This window comes from Bernardetia aquimarina, from assembly GCF_042180575.1.
Lineage (GTDB): Bacteria > Bacteroidota > Bacteroidia > Cytophagales > Bernardetiaceae > Bernardetia.
Window position 1 is genome coordinate 5,036,323 of sequence record NZ_CP170094.1, and the last position, 17,512, is coordinate 5,053,834.

Here is a 17,512-nt window from a genome sequence, read left to right on the forward strand (position 1 = left end):
TTATATCCTCAATTAAAATTATCATTTTACAAATCTGCTACAATCCGACCACGACAATGTGGGTGCAAGGCTTGCGCTCCAAAACCCATATCTTGTTTTTCACTAGAACTTAAACTTCTAAAACTATCAATATCCACAGTTGTGGCAAAAGGAGCTACATCTCCAATTTCTTCAAAACCTAAATTTATAAAACGCTCTACTTTAGCAAGTTCACGAGTGGTTTCATAAATCTCTCCATCTACTGCTTGGCAATGAGCGCAAGTCAATCTATCTCCAATTTCTACTCTTCTAAATTTATCAACTTCAGCTTGTCTCAAATAATTGATGTTGGCATAATTACGAGCGTTTGTCATTGTCGTATCAATAATTCTACGAATTTGATAGTCTTGTAAATTCATTTCGCCCTGCATCAATTCAGAAAACTCACTCAGCGTTTGACTATTTCCTATCTCGCCATCATTGGCTACATAAAAATCTAAAATTGCTTGTGTAAATCGTTGAATAGAAGCCTCATTTGTGATAAATCTTCCCAAATAAAAACTATCTGAATTGGATAAATACTCAATCAATCGTAAATCTAAAAAGTCAATTATTGGAGGAGGAGGATCAAAGAAACGAGTATTTTTCGTTTCGCCTTCTTCCTCTATTTCCCCAAAAATAGATTTGTCTTTACGGTATTTGTTATACACCTTTTGCGTATATTTTTCAATGTTTTTTTGGGAGTTCTCTATAAAAAGAGTTTCCCAGTTTTGTTCAAGTGTTAGAATAAAAATACTGACTAAATCACTTTCATTCCGAACGCCAAATTCTTTTATCGTTTCAATAGTCAAATCAACGACATTCTTTACTGCTTTTTTATATTTTTTATCAATCGCAGTAGCATAATCATCTGCTGCATCATTCAAATACGAATCTTTAAAATCCGTTTCAAACTTAAAGTTTTCACTCAATCCTACATTTTTGTCTTTATCTGGATTGGTGTTATTATCTGGCGAAACTTCCACTTTTGGAATCGCCTTATTTTCTTCTTTTTTTGTTCCTGTTGCACTTTCATAACCTAATTCTTGCGCTGCAATATCATTGCTAATATACCCAGCATCTTCTTTTGCTCTTGTGTTGGCAATATTTACACTTTCAGTTTGTGCTTCTTTTAAGCTATCGCCAATTAACGGTTTTTCAAAAATTACTTTCAAAAAATCTACTTTTTGAAATCCTTGTAATTTCAAGTGAAGTAAAATAACTTTACTAAGTACTGACGCAACAGCTTTCTGAATGCTCTCAATATTTCCAATCAAAACTTGTAATAATACTCGTGCAAAAGTCTCAGACGTGTTATTATTTTGATTCATAAAAACTCCGTCGGTTTGCAAACCATTATTCAAAAACTTACTTACAATTTCAAAGGCTTTTTCTGCTCCTCCAAAATTTAAGTTACTAGCTTGGTAACGAAAATCGTGAGAATCCGTGAACCCCATAACCATACCTTTTGCATAGCCTTCTTGTACTTGTGGCTTTAATCTTTGTAGATAGTCTGTGCATCTGCTAAAATAAGCCTCATCTGACTCTCCCTGTTTTTTACTAGGTTGTTTGACTAAAACCTCTAAAAAACCCATCATTCCAATTTTTTCAATGATGATAATAAAATTATCCATCATCTTTTTTTGAGTTTTTATACCCTCAATAGCTGCGAGTAAAGCAGGTATAGGATAAGGATTTTCTTCAAACGAGTGAATGGTTTCATAAAAGAAAGTTTTTTTATTAAGTATATTTTCAGACTTTCCTTGTAAAAATCCTGCATTAATTTGTTTTGGTATAAACTCATCTTTCAAAAAGTCATAGTCAAAACGAATATTTGTAATATCCAAAATAACAGCTTTTTTAACTGCATTTGGATAAGGGTCTAGTTCTAAAACTGCCTCAGAAGCAAGCCCACCTGAATAAGTAACCGTTCGAATTGCGTTACGAATAAATGAATCAATATTTGCTTCTGTTTCAAATGTTCGTATGCTTTCCATTATTTTTCTTCTATCTCTTTTCGATAGATTATCAGGCAATTCAATTTGATAAGAAGTATTTGCAAGTGAAGTTGTATTGGTTACAGCTCGGCTTACATTCGAATCAAATACCGATAAACGTCTTAAAATCGTAATCCACTCTAGCGAAAACTCTGGCGAAATTTCTTGTTTTTTATTTCCAAAAAGTGAGTTATTAATAGAAACCGTAGAGCTACGAGAACCTCCTGCAATAGGAGCATAACCTATTTTATGTTCGTTGTTCGGTTCGGCAGCGTTTTTATCCTCGTTACCTGCCTTAGGTTTTCTCCAAAAAAGCAATTTATTTAGGTTCAGTAACATCTACGGTTTTTATCTTTTAAAATTATCAATTCAAATTTTTACGCCTCTTCCTACGCCTCTTTCTTCTTTCTCAAATTCATTCCCTTCTGACCAACACCAACGAGTTTGTCAAGTGCTTCCAGAGCTTCTTCTACAAATTCTTCTACTTCGTCATTTTCGATGTCAAAATCTTTTTTGAAGAAGTCGACGAGTTCTTGACGTTTTGCAGGGTTTTGTAAATGTTTTCGTTGCTCAATCGCTTGTGCAATGCCGACTAACTTGGTGGATTTCATAAGAAGTCCAAATCCTTCTTTGGTTACTTCTTCTTTTTCCGTTTTACCATCTTCTCGGATTCTAGCTAAAGCTTCTCCTGCATCACACGCAAAAGAAACAACGTCTTTCAATTCTTCTATACTTTCGTTTTGCTCTGCCATTTTTGTAATAAATTATGTGATTGATTATAAAATTTTCAATAAACTAACTGTTCTGATGTAAATTTCATAAAAATATCTGAATTATTTTACAAATTTCATAATAAAAATGACTTATTTTTGTAAATTATTAAAAATAATAGCGATTTATTGAAGATTTTGTAAAAAACAGACCTAAATTTTGAAGATATGGTAAAGTGGATACGTGATTTGATAAAAATGATATTTCCTTCTTTGATAAAAAATAAAGAGGTAGAAAATCAAAAACCGATAGAGGAAGAAAAGGAAAATACAGAAAAACCAGTAACAGAAACGCCTGAAAAAGAACCGATTGAAGTTTTGATTGAGACGATTGAAGAAGAGGCAAAACCAAAAGAGAATCCAAATAAAAACAAGGTTGTCATTTTTAGAATTGGACACGGCTTTAATACATCAGGCAAAGAAACTCCTATGCAAGATAATGGAACGATTATAAAAGAGTACCAACTCAATAAATGGATTACAGAAAAAGCGATACCTATGTTAGAGAGTTTGGGTTATGAATGTATAATTGCAAATCCGTATGATTATGAAGACTCAAATGCAAAAAAAGCATTAAATATAGTGGTTGGTCATGTAAATAAAATTACTGAAAAAGCTGTATCAGAAGGCAAAAAAGTAATCTGTCTTGATGTTCATTGTAATGCTCATCAGCCGAACAAAAATAAAATAGAGTTCACAAGTGCAAGTGGTACAGCGTCTTTTTACTGGGAGGTAAAAACAGAAGACGGAAAAGAGGTGGTTAAATATAGCAAAAAAGGGAAAAGACTTGCGATTGCTATACACGAACAAATGATAAAACGAACAGGATTACCAGACCGAGTTTGGAGTTTTAATAGAGGAGAAGCTATTGGTTGGAATTATCAAATGGTTAGAGATACAATCTGCCCAACCGTAACTATTGAGTGTGCATTTATGACAAATCGTGGTGATTTGGCGTATTTAAAAAGTGAGGAAGGGCAAAAAACTATTGCAACAGCTATTGCGATAGGGGTGGATAATTATTTTTGGGAGTAAACATAATAAGAGTTTTCCAAATGGAACTTTCCAAATTCAATTAAGGTTGATAGAGGCAGATAAGATGATAGCTCAATGGGTAGAGCATCTGTCTGATGCACAGAAGGTCATAGGTTCGAACCCTATTCATCTTACATCTGCTCCATTAGTGTAGTGGCAATCACATCTCTCTTTCTAAGAGATAACAGCAGTTCGATTCTGCTATGGAGTACCAAAATGGGAATGTTGTAGATATGGCAATCTGCACCAGACTGTAAATCTGGAGTCTTGCGACTTTCTAGGTTCGACTCCTAGTATTCCCACAGAATAAAAAATACATATTGCCTTGTAGTGTAATGGGTAACACGTCAGATTTTGAGTCTGATTATTCAAGTTCGAATCTTGACGAGGTAGCAAAAATAAAGAGAGTTGGCAGAGAGGCTTATTGCGTTTGTCTTGAAAACAAAATATCGTAACAGATACAAGGGTTCGAATCCCTTACTCTCTTCAAAAAATATAGATAGTTGGTAGAGTGGTTTATTACGATGGGTTGCTAACTCATTTTACGTTCATTCGTAACACAGGTTCGAAATAAGTATTCAGCGAAGCTAATCCTGTACTATCTGCAAAAATAGCGATATGACGGAACTGGCATACGTATTAGTTTTAGAAACTAAGTTTTGAGAGTTCGAATCTCTCTATCGCTACTCAAAATAAATGCTGAATTGACGAAATGGAAGACGTGACAGGTTTAAGCCCTGTTTTGCACTAAAGCAAGTGTGGGTTCGAGTCCCTCAATCAGCACAAACAAGCCTTTCAGATTAATCTGAAAGGCTTGTTTATTCTTGCTTATTAAGTATAACCTCTAACTTTTTGAATTTCATAAAAGTAAAATCAATTAGGTCAGTTATGGGAATGAATATTTTTTTGTCTTTATTCTCGTATTTTTCATACTCTCCTAGTCTATATTCTACCATAATACCTCCATCTACTTGCTCAGATTCGTAGATGTGTATGTCTTCACTAGCTATGTCGCTCTCATTGTATTCTTGGAGATACTCTTGAAGTATCGTTGATGAAAATACACTCATGATAATTATTGGTTTGATGGTTTTTACTTTGCTATTTCACTTTCAATATCGCTTATCACTTGTTGGCAAATTTCCATTTTTGCAACTAGAAGTCCTTTTGCTGTATTCCAGTAGATTTTAGTTATTTCGTCATTGTTTTGATGAGTTTCTCTTTCTCTTGACATTGCAGTTGCATGTTCTGCTTGAAGTTTGTCTAATTTTTCGTTGTAAGTGTTAAGTAGATTTTGCATTTTTATTTGGGCTTAATTAGTTCGTATCTAATTTACACTACTGTACACGATAACGTATTGGAAGGGTTACGATACTCTCGTTATTTGCTTAATTATATATTTGAAAATATCTATCTGAAGCAAACTCTATTTCCTCGCTTGCAGCCTTGAATATTTTACTTTGCCTAAATTCAGATTCATTCCAAAAATATTGGTTTTTCATTATCTGATATTTTTTTGAGTTCTTCATTAGAAAAATAGCTACATCAGTAAGTGTAATTGTTCTTTTATAGTCTTCAAACTCCTCTTTCAATTTATCTTCAAGTTTTTCAGAAGTACATTTGTGTTTTACTAAAATAGCTTCGTATTGTAAGTCCTCGTGTATATAAGTGATGATTGTTGTGGTCATTTTTATAAGAAATAAATAGTTCATTTTTAATTTATACTACTTCAGCAGTAGCTCTTATATCTTTAAGTTTTTTATACAAAATCAAAACTCTCCCCATCTTTTTTAATTTCAGCTTTTGTCCAAAATCTCTGGTCATCTTTATCTCTTTTTGAGTTTTGCTTACAATATTCTTGCGCTTCTTTTTTATTGCTAAATATTTTAACGGTTACGCTAAAAATATCCCAGTCTTTTCCTGATGCTTCTAATACAATATGATTTGCCATTTTTGGTTTGAGTTTGATTAGTTCGTGTTTTAATTACACTTACAATAACGACAGCTTTAAAGAATGGTTGCAATAATATATATATATATTAAGTGTTTTATTTATAATAAATAGTATCTATTTTATTGCTTTTTATCGTAACCATTCCCTAAATGTGTCGTGTACAGTGTGTAATTAAACCACTAAAAAACGACTTCATGACAACTCAAATTTTAACCTCCAACACGACAAAAACAAACAAAATAAAACAACTCTTAGAGTTAGGATTTACAAGAAAACAAGTAGCCAAACTTATGAATGTAGGCTACGGATTTGTACAAAATGTATATGCCAAAACCTACCCCAACCAAGTAACTAGCAGAGGAAGGCAAATCATAACAAATGGAAACGCTTTTTACCCCATAGCTTTTAACAGACAGTTTGGAGTCGAAATAGAAGCCTACAATGTGGATAAGCAAACACTAAAAAGAGCTTTAGTAAGATTGGGAGTTAAGGTAGAGGTTGAAAGGTACAATCACGCCACAAAAAAACATTGGAAAATTATAACCGACGGAAGCATCAGAGGAAACCAAGGTTTTGAAATTGTAAGCCCAATTTTGAAAGGAAAAAACGGACTGGATCAACTAGAAAAAGTATGCAGAGCTTTAAAAGAATGTAACACTTTTATCAATAAAAGTTGTGGTGTGCATATCCATTTTGACGCAAAGAAATTTGGAGTGGAACAATTCAAAAATATAATGCTCAACTACGCAGACTTAGAAAAAGTAATCGATAATTTTTTACCAAAAAGCAGAAGAGCAAATAATAACGGCTACTGCAAATCCATTAAAAATCATAAAACAAAAATAGAAAGTGCCTCAACAATAAATGAATTAACCAACGCTATACCAACGAGGTACAACAAACTCAATACACAATCTTATACGAGATATAAGACCATTGAATTTAGACAACACTCGGGAACAATAGAATTTGAAAAAATCAGTAACTGGATATTATTTTTACATAACTTAGTCGAATATTCAAAAGACAAAAGAGTTTCAAGACCTAAATTTGAAACACTCAAAACATTTAATCAGCAAGAAGTTTATACCTACTTAGAAAATCGTAAAACACAATTGGCATCTTAAACCCAACTAAATCAAAAAAATATGAAAACCTACAAAACCAAAGAAGGAGATTTAATCATAGCTTCTTCAAATTTAGAAATTGTAAATGCCCTCAAAAATAGTGGCAGATTTACAGCCGACGAAACTCCAAAACAATACATAAAAGGATTTGCCAAGCGATTCAACGAATACGAAGGAACACAAATTCGTTTTGATTCGGTAGATAATTTTGTTGAGGATTTGCTTGGTTGTGGATATTTGAATGAAGCTTAACCCAACTAACATTAACACTCTTATTCATTAAACTAATTTATGCAGTAATACGTTTTATATAAGTTAGCAGCAATCAAATTATTTTATCACTATAAATAAAAAAAAGATATGGAAAGTAAAAATCAAAAACCAACTCGTACTCTTTCAAAATCTGAATTCAAAGAAGAGATGAAAGTTTACTTAAAAGAAAAACTATCTACCAAAGAAAAAGGAATTAAATTTTTGCAAGAATTAGGTGTATTAACTGAATCAGGCAAACTAACTAAAAATTATGGTGGAAATGGCTAATAAGAATGACATTAGTGAAATGTATTCACGCAAAAGTGGATTAGTAATCGGTTTTCACGGTTGTGATGAGAGTATAAGAGATGCTGTTTTAAATGGAAAAGCAGACTTGAGAGCAAGTGAAAATGAATACGATTGGCTAGGTTCTGGAATTTATTTTTGGGAAAATAATTATGATAGGGCTTTACAATATGCAAAGGATTTAAAAAAGTTTTCCAAACAAGCAGTAAGACCTATTGAGAAACCATCTGTTATAGGTGCTATTCTAGACTTGGGATTTTGCATGGATTTAATGGATTCTACTTATTTAGAAATTTTATCAGCTAGTTATAAAGAGCTGGAAGCCTTCCAAAGAAAATTCAACTTCACTTTACCAAAAAATAGAACTATTGGAAAAGGAATGGATTTATTATTACGTAACTTAGATTGTACAGTCATAGAAGCTACGCATAAGTTTAGAGAAGAGTCTAATAGTAATCCTTTTGACTCTGTACGAGGTGTATTTTTTGAAGGAAAAGATCTCTATCCAAATGCAGGATTCAAAGAAAAGAATCATATTCAAATAGCTATTCGCAACCCTAATTGTATTAAAGGTTATTTTCTACCCAAAGAGCCTAACAACTTATACACCATTCCTTAAAAGTTTTACCCCACAATCGGCATTTCATAAACTTTCTCAACCCTACTCAAAGATTCAAATTTTCGGTTAGCAAGAGCCAAAGCGCAAACAGTATCATCATGCAAACCTTCAGGCGCAGAATAACGAGTTGCTGTTCGTGTATATTCGTATTCAAAACTATCCAATTCATCTTTCAAAACTCCATCAGGGAAAGCGATAGCTTGCTGTTGGATAGCTGCAGCCAAGCCTACCATAAGCTGTTGCTTGCTCCGACTAGAAAAGTGGAAGCCCTCAGCAAGGTCAAAGTGTTCTTGAAGTTGCTCAACGATAGGGTCGCCTACACCTGTGCTATCTATGAGCATCGGAATATTTTCAAGACCTTTCAAATACCTTAGTGTCTCTAGCCAAGGAGCTTGCCAACGTTTGAAGTAAGCAAGGTGTCCATCTTCATCCAATCCGACCACTACGGTATAATCCACAGACTTGGCAAGGTCAATTCCATAGCATACGACAGGTTTTTGAGAAATATGAGGCACAAGACAAGCAACTATGTGTTTTAACCCAAAAGGATTTCCACCATCGTCTGGAGGTTCTACCAAATACAAAGCTTTAAAGTCAAGTTCTGGCAAATCTCGTTTTGCTTGTTCGACTTCTTCTAAGGAAAGTACGCCAGCATTTACAGCATCGTAAGCTGTAATTTTGAAGTATTCATACTCAGGACTTTCAAGGTTTTTATCCTCATTTTCCTTGGTATAAATTTTAGCTTTTGTAATTAATTTTCCGTGCCACGACTTTGTACCTACACAGTTACCAATGAATTTGATTTTACCTTTTGTCTTGGTTACGACCGAACGGATAGCTATCCAAGCTGCCTCCTTGGCTCTAGTAAACTCATCAAAGACAACAGCTTGCACATCATCGCCATACAAAGAGTCTGGATTATCGGCAGACTTAAACCAAATATGTGTACCATTGGGTAAGGTAAGTTTGAGCTTGGAGATATTGACTTTGAAAAACTTAGGCAAAGAAACTTGGTTCTTCATCCTATTGAAAGCAATCTCAGCTTGCGAAAATACAGGTGCAACCCACCAAAAGTTATCTCCTTTTTTTCCTTGCAAGGCTTGTTCGAAAAGCCAAATAATATGTGAGGCTGTTTTACCTGCTTTGGTAGAGGCTTCTGTAACTGTATAACGAGCAGGGCTATCAAGAATCGCCTTCTGATAATTGGTTATCGGAGGTCGGTAGTAGTTGAATTGTACGTTCTTTGATTTGCTCTTGCTGCTCACTATCTCCTAAGTTTAGCGTAAAATTATAATTTTCAGTATGTTCTGTTTCTAGTTTTATCGTATGCTTATAAATTCCTTCTAGAGTCGCAATATCTTTCAGAACATCCATCATCAAAGCATATCGCTCTCTTGACTTCAAACTTTTGTCTTCTGAAATTTCTTTATAGAGTTTTAGTCGTACCGAAACATGAAAAGCAATGCGTTCTCCTAATTTTCCAACTATATTTTTTTCTAATAACTGCAAAGCACCATCAATGTAATAATAGGCTTGGCGTTGTTTTAATCCCCATTTGGACTGAATACTACTGACAATATCGACAGGCATATTGCCATCCAAAATCCATTCGGCAACATTTCGTTTACGCAATAACATCTCTGCCTGTGTAATGCGTTTTGTAGAAGTTTTCTTTATTTTTTTACTACTATCCTTTTTTTCATTCGACATCGTTCATTAATCTATTACTAATCTTTTGGTATTTGCTAAAAGACGTTTTAAAAGTGAATTTACAGCCAAAACTACTTCTCTACGTCGTAAATAATTGTTTAACTCATCTCGGCTTAATCCTTCTGGAAAAGGTTGTACTGCTGATTTTACTTCTTCCTCAATTAATTCTAATTCAATTTCTAATAATGTCAAATACCTTTCATTGTCATTAATAACTAGGGATTCGGCATTGGACATAATACGCTTGAGAACTTCTTTTTGACTGAAGGCTATTTCACGTCTTTTCAAACAGCTTTCTACTTCTTGAGAGCTCATGACAGCCAGTATCTCAGGTATAGTTTTTAAGGTTTCCTCTATTAATTCCTTTTCATTTTTAAGAAGAGCCGTATATTTTCTATCTGAATTTTTCAAAACAATACTCATTTTTCAATAAATTAGCGTTTTAATTACAAATTTATTAAAAATATAAGCAATATTTTACAAATTATGCAAAAAGAGCTAGATAGTATAGAGAAAAAAGCAGAACAAATCACAAATAGAATCCTAAAAATGGAAAATGTGAATTGGCAAGAATTAAAATTTATTCAACAAGATGATTTTAAAGAATTACCCAAAACAGAAAAGCAGCGATTAAAAGCCAGTTTTGTAGAAAATAATTTTGCTGATCCTTTTAAAGGTTGGGAGGACGAAAATGGAGAGCGATATTGTTTAGATGGAAAGCACAGGACAATTTTATTGAAAGAATTAATCGAAGAAGGTGTCGATGTTCCTTTGTTACTTCCTATGCTTTTTATGGAATGCAAAGACAAAAAAGAGGCTGCTCGTTTGGTTCTGGTATATTCTTCTTCTTATGCAAGTATTACGCAGGAAGGAATGAACAGTTTTGTTCGTACTTACGAATTGGACTTGAATGAACTGAAAGGATATGTAAATTTGCCAAAATTTAATTTTGATAAGTTGGAGCAGAAATTTGATTTTCATAATTTGGAAGGAATAAATGACGAGAACACAGATAGCGAAGATTCGGATGTAACCGAAAAAATGGAAGCTCTATCCGATTTGGATATTTGGGTAAAAGCTGGCGATATCTATCAGCTTGGAAAGCACAGATTGTATTGTGGTTCTTTTAAAGACAAAAAAGAAGTTACTATTTTAATGGATGGCAAAAAAGCACGAACTACATTTACCGATCCTCCTTATAATTTACCTTCAAATTTCTTTAGTGGAAAAGGAAAACATACCCATACCGATTTTGCTGAAGGCGCAGGAGAAATGAGTGATGAGCAGTTTGCTTTATTTATTCAACAAATTTTTGAAGTTTCAAAAGAAAACTCTGTCGATGGAGCAATCATTTATTTGTGTATGGATTTTCGTCACGGTTGGCACGTTTGTCAAGGCGCAAAACCTGTATTTGGAACGGTTGAACCAAAACAACTCTGTGTTTGGGCTAAAAGTCAAGCAGGAAATGGTAGCTTCTATCGTGCTAAACACGAATTTATTTATGTTTTCAAAAATGGAGAGGCAAAGCATACATCTAAATTAGAACTGGGAGCTAGATATCGTGCAAATGTTTGGGATTATCCAACAGCAAGTAGTTTTTCTAATCCAGACCGTGAGATGCTTTCGCATCATCCAACGCCAAAACCTGTTCAAATGGTAGCTGATGTTTGTCTTGATGTGTCAGATGAAGAGGAAATTATTGTCGATTGGTTTATGGGAAGTGGAACGACTATTATGGGAGCTGAAGCAACAAAAAGAATTGCTCACGGAACGGAGATTGAACCCAAATATGTACAGCTTATTTTGAATCGTTACCATAAAAAATACCCTGACCAAGAAATTAAATGCTTGAACAGGGCAGATGTAAAAATGGAATGGACACTTTAAGAGTTCTTATTTTTGATTTGCTCTTTGAGTTCTTTTACTTCTTCGGTGAGTTCGTGAATGCTAGTTAAGAGTTCATGAAAATAGAGAATATTAGAGTCAGTTTCATTCTTTTCTTTATTCGCATTTTGAATTTGGTGTACATTCTTTTTTACTTTTGAATTAGTAATGATATTAGAATGACTAGAATTATGGTGGATTATTTTCTTTCCCATTATAAATTTAGTTCTTTAGTTTTAAGTTATTCGTCAGCTCACAAAGATAAAACAAAAAAGGCTTAGAAATTAGTTTCTGAGCCTTTTCTTTGCAGTTGATTGTAGTGTTTTTTTACCACGAGATGATATAAAATATACCTTTTAGTTTTTCTATAGGAGAGCAGTCCTTTACAGAAAAACCCTTTTTTCTTAAATCATTTATAACTTCCTCTTTTATTTCATAATTTACATTCATGTTATTTACTCCATTCTCATTAGCTTCTAATATAAGCTTAGTAATATCTTCAATATTTACATTTTCACTTTCTGATGCTTCTATATTTTTATCTTCTTTTTGATTCCAAATACTTAAAGCAGTATCATGTTGGTATTTTTGTGTAACATGATTATAAACCATTGTTTGCCCTATTCTTGAATGGTTTAATTCTTTCTGTAAGACAGTCATAGGCATCCCCCTTTCACTACTTAAGGTAGCATAAGTATGTCTTGAATTGTGTGTACTAAGCAATTGATATTTTGGTACTACTATACGCTTTGCTACACCATTTTCATAAATAACTTTTTCAGTAGGTTTATTGACACCAGCTAAAGCTGCAAGTTTTTTTATTCTTTTGTTTATAGTCTGATTTGTTAGTTTTGGTAATAAGTAGGGAGTGTTTTTAAATTCAGGGTGATTGGCATATTTATCTACTATTTCAATAGCTTTATTATTTAATGCTAATGTAACTGAACCTTTTTCTATTTTTTTTTCTTCAAAAAAAGTAAGCACCCTAACCCCTCTAGCATTGGTAGATAAATTACTGTATGTCAAATTATCAATCTCAGAATAACGTCTTCCTGTATAACAGCCGAATAAAAAGTAATCTTTTACTCTCTCTAAGTCTTCTCCTACTTCGTAATCTTCTATCAATTTTAATTCTATCTCTGTAAGATGCACTTGAGGGACATCTACAGTTTTTGACTTTATCTTTTTATAGAAAGAATTAACATTGGGTACTTCTAAATCTTCATCACAAAACTTAAAAAAAGCTTTCAAATGTTTATTTCGTAAAGCTAAAGTGTTTGGATGTAAATCTAATTCGTATATGAGATATTCTGTAAACTTGGTATGTAAAATACTATCAAAATTTGATAAAGTAATTTTTAATTGTAAGTCCTTCTCAAATCTTAAAATCGTATTTCGTAAAGTATTGTGAGGGGCTATTGTTCCTTTCTTGAGTCTTTTAGCTATTTGACTTTTGTAAAGTAACCCAAAATAATATTCTATACTCTGATTCTCTAAACTAAGCTCTTCTTTTGACTTTGACCTTGTAGCTTCTTTTAATTCTTTGATAGATGGTACAACCCCTTTCGATATACTAACTTTGTATTCCTGCATTAAATCATTACACAATTTATCTAAGATAGCGTTTACCTCTATTTGAAATGGATGTTTTCTATTTACTCTTTGCTTTTTTTTGTCAAAATTTTGAGGCAAACATTTTTCACCAGTAAATTTTTTTAATCTCTTCCCATTGAAAGAAAAATAAAGAAATAGTTTACAAAAACCTTTGCTATCAGTTTCTTTATCAATATATATATTTACACTTGCCATAACTCTTGTTTTTTTAGGGTACGCATACCTGTAATTAGGGACAATTTAGGGGACAAAATCTAAGGTTTTATACTATTTTTTAGACCTTTAGACTATACGTAAATATACAAAAACACTCATTTAAAGCCAAAAAAAAGGCATATACTGCTGTATATGCCTTTGGTTTAGTGATTCCTTCAGGACTCGAACCTGAAACCTACTCCTTAGAAGGGAGTTGCTCTATCCAGTTGAGCTAAGGAACCAGAGAAAATTAATTTGGATTGAGATTAAACAAAAAAATTGTTAGAAAAAAAAATAAAATTATACGAGATAAAATTAATTTTGTGCCTAACAATTTTTATTTTAATCTTGTCGGGATAGCAGGATTCGAACCTGCGACCTCCACTTCCCAAAAGTGGCGCGATGACCGGACTACGCTACATCCCGATTTTTAGTATCTGATAATCTGACTCGATATGGACGATATTTTAATTTTAAATGAGTAAATTAAATATCATTATTTGAGTGCTATGTTTGAGTATCAAATTTGAGAATACAAAGGTAAAAATATTTTTTATAAAAACAAAATAAATTTAAACTTTTTTCTCTTTTTTTTAGAATATTAAAATTCTAGTAGAGAGGAAGGGATTCGAACCCCCGGTACCCTTACGAGTACAACACCTTAGCAAGGTGCCGCTTTCGACCACTCAGCCACCTCTCTAGTTACTATTGTAAATTTGAATACAAAACTACAAACAAATTGTTTTAGTTCAAAGTAAATTTAAAAAAAGTATATTTATTTAATTTTAGCTTTTTTTACTAAAATACTTATTATATTAATTTACCATTTACCTATAAATTTCATCATCAACTCTTTAGTTGATTTGCTTTAAAAGACATATAGTTGTCCCTTTTTGCGATGCAAAGTAAGTAACTATTTTTGACATACACAAACAAAATGTAAAGTTTTTTTATAAAAAAGCCTCTTAGTTTGTTTGTTATAACAAAAAGTAATTGTAAGTAATTAGTTATCAATTTGTTATGTTTTTTGTGGATGAGAAAAAAAATTTTTTATTTTGTGAAATGGTTTTTTTACCCTTCTCTTAATTCAAAAAGAGCTGATTCGACAGTCAATCCTGGTCCAAAAGCAAGAGATGGAATAAGTTGATTATTTTTGAGTTGATAGAATTCTTTATTGTGTAAAAGTTCTTTTAAAACAAAAAGTACCGTTACAGAAGACATATTACCATACTCTTCCCAAATTTTGAAAGGAACATCTAGTTTTGATTTATCCATAGAAAGTTTTTTAGCAAGTGTATCTAAAATTTTTTTCCCTCCTGGATGAACTGCCCATTGAGAAATAGCATCTGAATTTCTATCTACATTCAATCCTGCCATTAGCTTAGTTAAAATTTCTTCGATTTCTTCTCCCAAAATATCAGCTACATAAGAAGACAAGCGCATTTCAAAACCTGTATCTCTAATGTACCACGCCATATCCTGTTTTCCTTTTGGTACAAGGTCACAATAAAAATTCTTTAAAAACAAATTTGTAGTATTAGGTCTTGGTTTGGATTCTACCAAAACAGCAGCAGCACCATCAGCAAAAATAGAGTTTGCTAAAAGATTATCGTCATCGGATTGTTTCTGAAAATGAAGGGTGCATAACTCTACCCCAACAATCAAAACTTTTGCATTAAACGCTTTACAAAAGGCGTCAGCTACTTTGAGTGCATTAAAGGAAGCATAACAACCCATAAAATTAATTGAAGTGCGTTGTACAGAAGAATTAAGACCTAAGTTTTGCAAAAGCTCAATATCAATACCAGGGGCAAACATTCCAGTACAACTTACTGTAATCAAATGTGTGATTTCTTTTTCCCGTCCTTCTATGATTGGTCTTGCAGCCTCCAAACCTATTTTTGTAGCCCATTTTTCATACATTTTCATGCGTTTAGAAGTAGTTGGAAAAGGTTCTAAGTTTTCAGAGTTAGGATAAAAATCAAAATTTTCTTTTTTTGTATAATCTTCAAGAACAGTATAACGATTTTTTATTCCTGTTGCACGTTGTAGAATTCTAATTTTTCGTTTCTCATCTTTGGTTTTTCCCATAAAGTGAGCTGAAAAATCAGCACTTTGTTCTTGTGAAATAGTAAAAGGAGGATTTGCAGTATTGAGGGCCGTAATATAACTCATTAAGAATTTTAAAATAAAAAAAATAAAGCAGAATAGATATAGATAATCAAAGAAGTTATTTAAGAATAAGTTTAATTGTATTTTTTATTTATAAAATTGGAGATTGAAACATCCATTTAATTATATAAAAATAGGTATTCGTCTTATTGAATTACAGTTCTTAAATAACTTTAAACCAAAAATCAGAGAGACAAAGAAAGACAAATGAATTGCAAGTTAAATAAAAGCTAGTAAACTAATCACGTTTTGATAACTTTCAAAGTAGTTACTAAGTTTTAATTTGTAAATTTCAAATAGGTCTGAAATTGATTAAAAATGAGCTTTCTAATAAATAATGGCTTAATGTTTGCCAAATTGCAAGTAATCAATTATATTGTTTTTTAATAAAGAAAATTTCTATTTTTTAGATATGATTCTTAAAACAGTTCTTTTAATTGAAAATTTAGTATCTTATCTTTGCTAAGTTTTGTTATAGGCATTGAGTTACTTCATGTTAGTTATATTATCATTTGTCTGTCCATTTCATTCTACTAAAACTAATACACTTTAAGTATTTTATACGTATTTTCTATGAATAATATTTTACGCTATTTCGCCTTCAGCCTTACATTTATTGCCTCTATGGCAGCTTTTTCTTCTATTTCTGCTCAAACAACAATAGATAACCCCATTGTAGCAGGAACAAATAGTGAATACATTACTATTTCTAAAATTGAAACCTCTCCAGATAGTACTGTATTTCAGATGGAACTAACTTGTTTTGAAGGGTTGGAATATACACTTCATGAAAAAGGTTCTATTCACGCTTTTAAAATGATGGCAGGAGAAGAAACTTATCCCCTTTTACGAATTACAGCAGCAGAAGCAGGTGTTGTTGAGTGTAAAATGATGAGTGTACAATACTTTCATTTGGTTTTTGATGCTTTGCCAAAAGGCACAGAAGTACTTACTCTTCAAGAAGGTGATCGTAGTGAATCAGATTTGTTTTTTGATAATGTATTGCTTTCAAGTTTGGAAGAAGCTACAAAAAAGGCAAAGGCTGGAGATTCAAAGTATCAAAAGTTTTTAGCCAAACATTATGAAGAACAATATGATTATGAAAGCGCACAAGATTATTTGAATATGTATATTGATCAAGTAGTAAAAACAGAAGGAACTCAATCAAAAGAATATTTAGATGCTTTGGGAAGTCAGATTCAACTCAACTTAAATGTAGGTAATTATATAGAAGCTGAAGAACTTTCTCTACAAACTATTGAAGCTGTAGGCTTAGAAAATCCAGAAGTAGCAAGTATTTTATATACACTAGGTGATGTATATCAAGTTTTAGGCAAACACGAAGACGCAGTAGAAAATTATATTCAATATTTACGTACTATGGAAAAAGGAGATAATCTTAAAAGTGCTACTTATTCTATGGTTAATAACTTGGTTATGTATTCTTGGGCAAGTATGACAGATACACTAGACCGTCAGCCTCTTGCTGTTGGAGTAGCTCTAAACCCAGCCAAGATAGAAGAAGGTACAGCCCAAATGCGTATTTATGCAGTAGGTGCAACTGAATATATGGTTTCAGATAGCGAAGAGTTTAAAGGGAGCAAATGGAATACGTATGAACCAGCACTTATGACAGAAAAAAAGATAAAGTCGGATACAAAGACATTGTATGTGCGCTTTAAAGATAATAAAAATAGACTTTCTACTCCTTTTGTTGTAAAAATAGCAACTCAAGAGTAAAGAAGAAATAGAATAAAAATAGAAATAAAGTATTTATGATTTTCTTTGAAAATAAATAGCTCTATTTTTTAGTTAAATAAATGAGTACTTTTATAAAGGCTTTTCGATGTTTTCGAAAA

General features: G+C 32.4%; 19 protein-coding genes and 10 tRNA genes. 14 read left to right on the forward strand and 15 right to left on the reverse strand.

Translation table 11 applies throughout. The annotated features are described in order from the left end of the window. Positions 1 to 26: 26 nt before the first annotated feature. On the reverse strand, positions 27 to 2,333 hold the full coding sequence (locus tag ACE193_RS21655) for a hypothetical protein (protein WP_375560287.1): 2,307 nt from the start codon (positions 2,331 to 2,333) through the stop codon (positions 27 to 29). Between the two features lie 71 nt (positions 2,334 to 2,404). Beyond that, positions 2,405 to 2,767 carry a hypothetical protein gene (locus ACE193_RS21660; RefSeq protein WP_375560288.1) on the reverse strand — a complete coding sequence of 121 codons (363 nt, stop codon included), beginning with the start codon at positions 2,765 to 2,767 and terminating at the stop codon, positions 2,405 to 2,407. Between the two features lie 186 nt (positions 2,768 to 2,953). Here ACE193_RS21660 and ACE193_RS21665 point away from each other — a divergent pair, with 186 nt between their 5' ends. The 8 genes from ACE193_RS21665 (at position 2,954) to ACE193_RS21700 (ending at position 4,603) form a co-directional block, all read left to right on the forward strand. Beyond that, positions 2,954 to 3,820 carry an N-acetylmuramoyl-L-alanine amidase gene (locus tag ACE193_RS21665; RefSeq protein ID WP_375560289.1) on the forward strand — a complete coding sequence of 289 codons (867 nt, stop codon included), beginning with the start codon at positions 2,954 to 2,956 and terminating at the stop codon, positions 3,818 to 3,820. Positions 3,821 to 3,881: 61 nt separating this feature from the next. After that, positions 3,882 to 3,954 (forward strand) — tRNA-Ile (locus ACE193_RS21670). Between the two features lie 5 nt (positions 3,955 to 3,959). Further along, positions 3,960 to 4,034: transfer RNA gene (locus ACE193_RS21675), tRNA-Glu, on the forward strand. A gap of 4 nt (positions 4,035 to 4,038) precedes the next feature. Further along, positions 4,039 to 4,122: transfer RNA gene (locus ACE193_RS21680), tRNA-Tyr, on the forward strand. A gap of 19 nt (positions 4,123 to 4,141) precedes the next feature. After that, positions 4,142 to 4,213, forward strand: a tRNA-Gln gene (locus ACE193_RS21685). 9 nt (positions 4,214 to 4,222) lie between these two features. Continuing rightward, positions 4,223 to 4,307: transfer RNA gene (locus ACE193_RS21690), tRNA-Ser, on the forward strand. A 125-nt stretch (positions 4,308 to 4,432) separates the two neighbouring features. Continuing rightward, positions 4,433 to 4,506: transfer RNA gene (locus ACE193_RS21695), tRNA-Leu, on the forward strand. 12 nt (positions 4,507 to 4,518) lie between these two features. After that, positions 4,519 to 4,603: transfer RNA gene (locus tag ACE193_RS21700), tRNA-Leu, on the forward strand. A 35-nt stretch (positions 4,604 to 4,638) separates the two neighbouring features. Here the strand turns inward: ACE193_RS21700 and ACE193_RS21705 are convergent. The 4 genes from ACE193_RS21705 to ACE193_RS21720 form a co-directional block, all read right to left on the reverse strand. Continuing rightward, the gene (locus tag ACE193_RS21705) at positions 4,639 to 4,890 is read right to left on the reverse strand and encodes a hypothetical protein (RefSeq protein WP_375560290.1); all 252 of its coding nucleotides are present in this window, start codon (positions 4,888 to 4,890) and stop codon (positions 4,639 to 4,641) included. A gap of 23 nt (positions 4,891 to 4,913) precedes the next feature. Next, complete coding sequence (locus tag ACE193_RS21710) at positions 4,914 to 5,120, reverse strand: hypothetical protein (protein WP_375560291.1); 207 nt, start codon at positions 5,118 to 5,120, stop codon at positions 4,914 to 4,916. An 88-nt stretch (positions 5,121 to 5,208) separates the two neighbouring features. Then, positions 5,209 to 5,508 (reverse strand): hypothetical protein, encoded by a 300-nt coding sequence (locus tag ACE193_RS21715; RefSeq protein WP_375560292.1) that lies wholly within the window; start codon positions 5,506 to 5,508, stop codon positions 5,209 to 5,211. Positions 5,509 to 5,579: 71 nt separating this feature from the next. Next, complete coding sequence (locus ACE193_RS21720) at positions 5,580 to 5,771, reverse strand: hypothetical protein (protein WP_375560293.1); 192 nt, start codon at positions 5,769 to 5,771, stop codon at positions 5,580 to 5,582. A 197-nt stretch (positions 5,772 to 5,968) separates the two neighbouring features. Between ACE193_RS21720 and ACE193_RS21725 the strand changes: the two genes are divergently transcribed. The 4 genes from ACE193_RS21725 (at position 5,969) to ACE193_RS21740 (ending at position 8,078) form a co-directional block, all read left to right on the forward strand. Next, positions 5,969 to 6,901, forward strand: coding sequence for an amidoligase family protein (locus ACE193_RS21725; protein ID WP_375560294.1), 933 nt, complete (start codon positions 5,969 to 5,971; stop codon positions 6,899 to 6,901). A gap of 21 nt (positions 6,902 to 6,922) precedes the next feature. Further along, complete coding sequence (locus tag ACE193_RS21730; protein ID WP_375560295.1) at positions 6,923 to 7,153, forward strand: hypothetical protein; 231 nt, start codon at positions 6,923 to 6,925, stop codon at positions 7,151 to 7,153. A gap of 108 nt (positions 7,154 to 7,261) precedes the next feature. Further along, complete coding sequence (locus tag ACE193_RS21735; RefSeq protein WP_375560296.1) at positions 7,262 to 7,441, forward strand: hypothetical protein; 180 nt, start codon at positions 7,262 to 7,264, stop codon at positions 7,439 to 7,441. Further along, a complete protein-coding gene (locus ACE193_RS21740; RefSeq protein WP_375560297.1) occupies positions 7,434 to 8,078 on the forward strand; it encodes a hypothetical protein in 645 nt (214 codons plus the stop codon). Before ACE193_RS21735 ends, ACE193_RS21740 begins: the two co-directional genes overlap by 8 nt. Positions 8,079 to 8,083: 5 nt before the next feature. Here ACE193_RS21740 and ACE193_RS21745 read toward each other — a convergent pair whose 3' ends face one another. Genes ACE193_RS21745 through ACE193_RS21755 form a run of 3 tightly spaced genes read right to left on the reverse strand, consistent with a single transcriptional unit; the run spans position 8,084 to position 10,199 of the window. Continuing rightward, positions 8,084 to 9,343, reverse strand: a complete 1,260-nt coding sequence (locus ACE193_RS21745; RefSeq protein ID WP_375560298.1) for a terminase large subunit domain-containing protein — start codon at positions 9,341 to 9,343, stop codon at positions 8,084 to 8,086. Then, complete coding sequence (locus ACE193_RS21750) at positions 9,261 to 9,788, reverse strand: hypothetical protein (RefSeq protein ID WP_375560299.1); 528 nt, start codon at positions 9,786 to 9,788, stop codon at positions 9,261 to 9,263. Before ACE193_RS21750 ends, ACE193_RS21745 begins: the two co-directional genes overlap by 83 nt. Positions 9,789 to 9,794: 6 nt before the next feature. Continuing rightward, a complete protein-coding gene (locus ACE193_RS21755; RefSeq protein WP_375560300.1) occupies positions 9,795 to 10,199 on the reverse strand; it encodes a hypothetical protein in 405 nt (134 codons plus the stop codon). A gap of 75 nt (positions 10,200 to 10,274) precedes the next feature. Between ACE193_RS21755 and ACE193_RS21760 the strand changes: the two genes are divergently transcribed. After that, the gene (locus tag ACE193_RS21760; protein ID WP_375560301.1) at positions 10,275 to 11,675 is read left to right on the forward strand and encodes a DNA-methyltransferase; all 1,401 of its coding nucleotides are present in this window, start codon (positions 10,275 to 10,277) and stop codon (positions 11,673 to 11,675) included. Here ACE193_RS21760 and ACE193_RS21765 read toward each other — a convergent pair. The 6 genes from ACE193_RS21765 to ACE193_RS21790 all read right to left on the reverse strand — a co-directional run bounded on the left by ACE193_RS21765 (position 11,672) and on the right by ACE193_RS21790 (position 15,656). Next, on the reverse strand, positions 11,672 to 11,887 hold the full coding sequence (locus ACE193_RS21765; protein WP_375560302.1) for a hypothetical protein: 216 nt from the start codon (positions 11,885 to 11,887) through the stop codon (positions 11,672 to 11,674). The genes ACE193_RS21760 and ACE193_RS21765 overlap by 4 nt on opposite strands. 112 nt (positions 11,888 to 11,999) lie before the next feature. Further along, complete coding sequence (locus ACE193_RS21770) at positions 12,000 to 13,481, reverse strand: tyrosine-type recombinase/integrase (protein ID WP_375560303.1); 1,482 nt, start codon at positions 13,479 to 13,481, stop codon at positions 12,000 to 12,002. Positions 13,482 to 13,649: 168 nt separating this feature from the next. Continuing rightward, positions 13,650 to 13,723 (reverse strand) — tRNA-Arg (locus tag ACE193_RS21775). Between the two features lie 109 nt (positions 13,724 to 13,832). After that, a tRNA-Pro gene (locus tag ACE193_RS21780) sits at positions 13,833 to 13,907 on the reverse strand. A 187-nt stretch (positions 13,908 to 14,094) separates the two neighbouring features. Beyond that, positions 14,095 to 14,181, reverse strand: a tRNA-Ser gene (locus tag ACE193_RS21785). Positions 14,182 to 14,552: 371 nt separating this feature from the next. After that, positions 14,553 to 15,656 (reverse strand): type III polyketide synthase, encoded by a 1,104-nt coding sequence (locus ACE193_RS21790; RefSeq protein WP_375560304.1) that lies wholly within the window; start codon positions 15,654 to 15,656, stop codon positions 14,553 to 14,555. 570 nt (positions 15,657 to 16,226) lie between these two features. On the opposite strand from ACE193_RS21790, the gene ACE193_RS21795 reads away from it, so the two are divergent. Continuing rightward, positions 16,227 to 17,393, forward strand: a complete 1,167-nt coding sequence (locus tag ACE193_RS21795; RefSeq protein WP_375560305.1) for a tetratricopeptide repeat protein — start codon at positions 16,227 to 16,229, stop codon at positions 17,391 to 17,393. Positions 17,394 to 17,512: the final 119 nt, after the last annotated feature.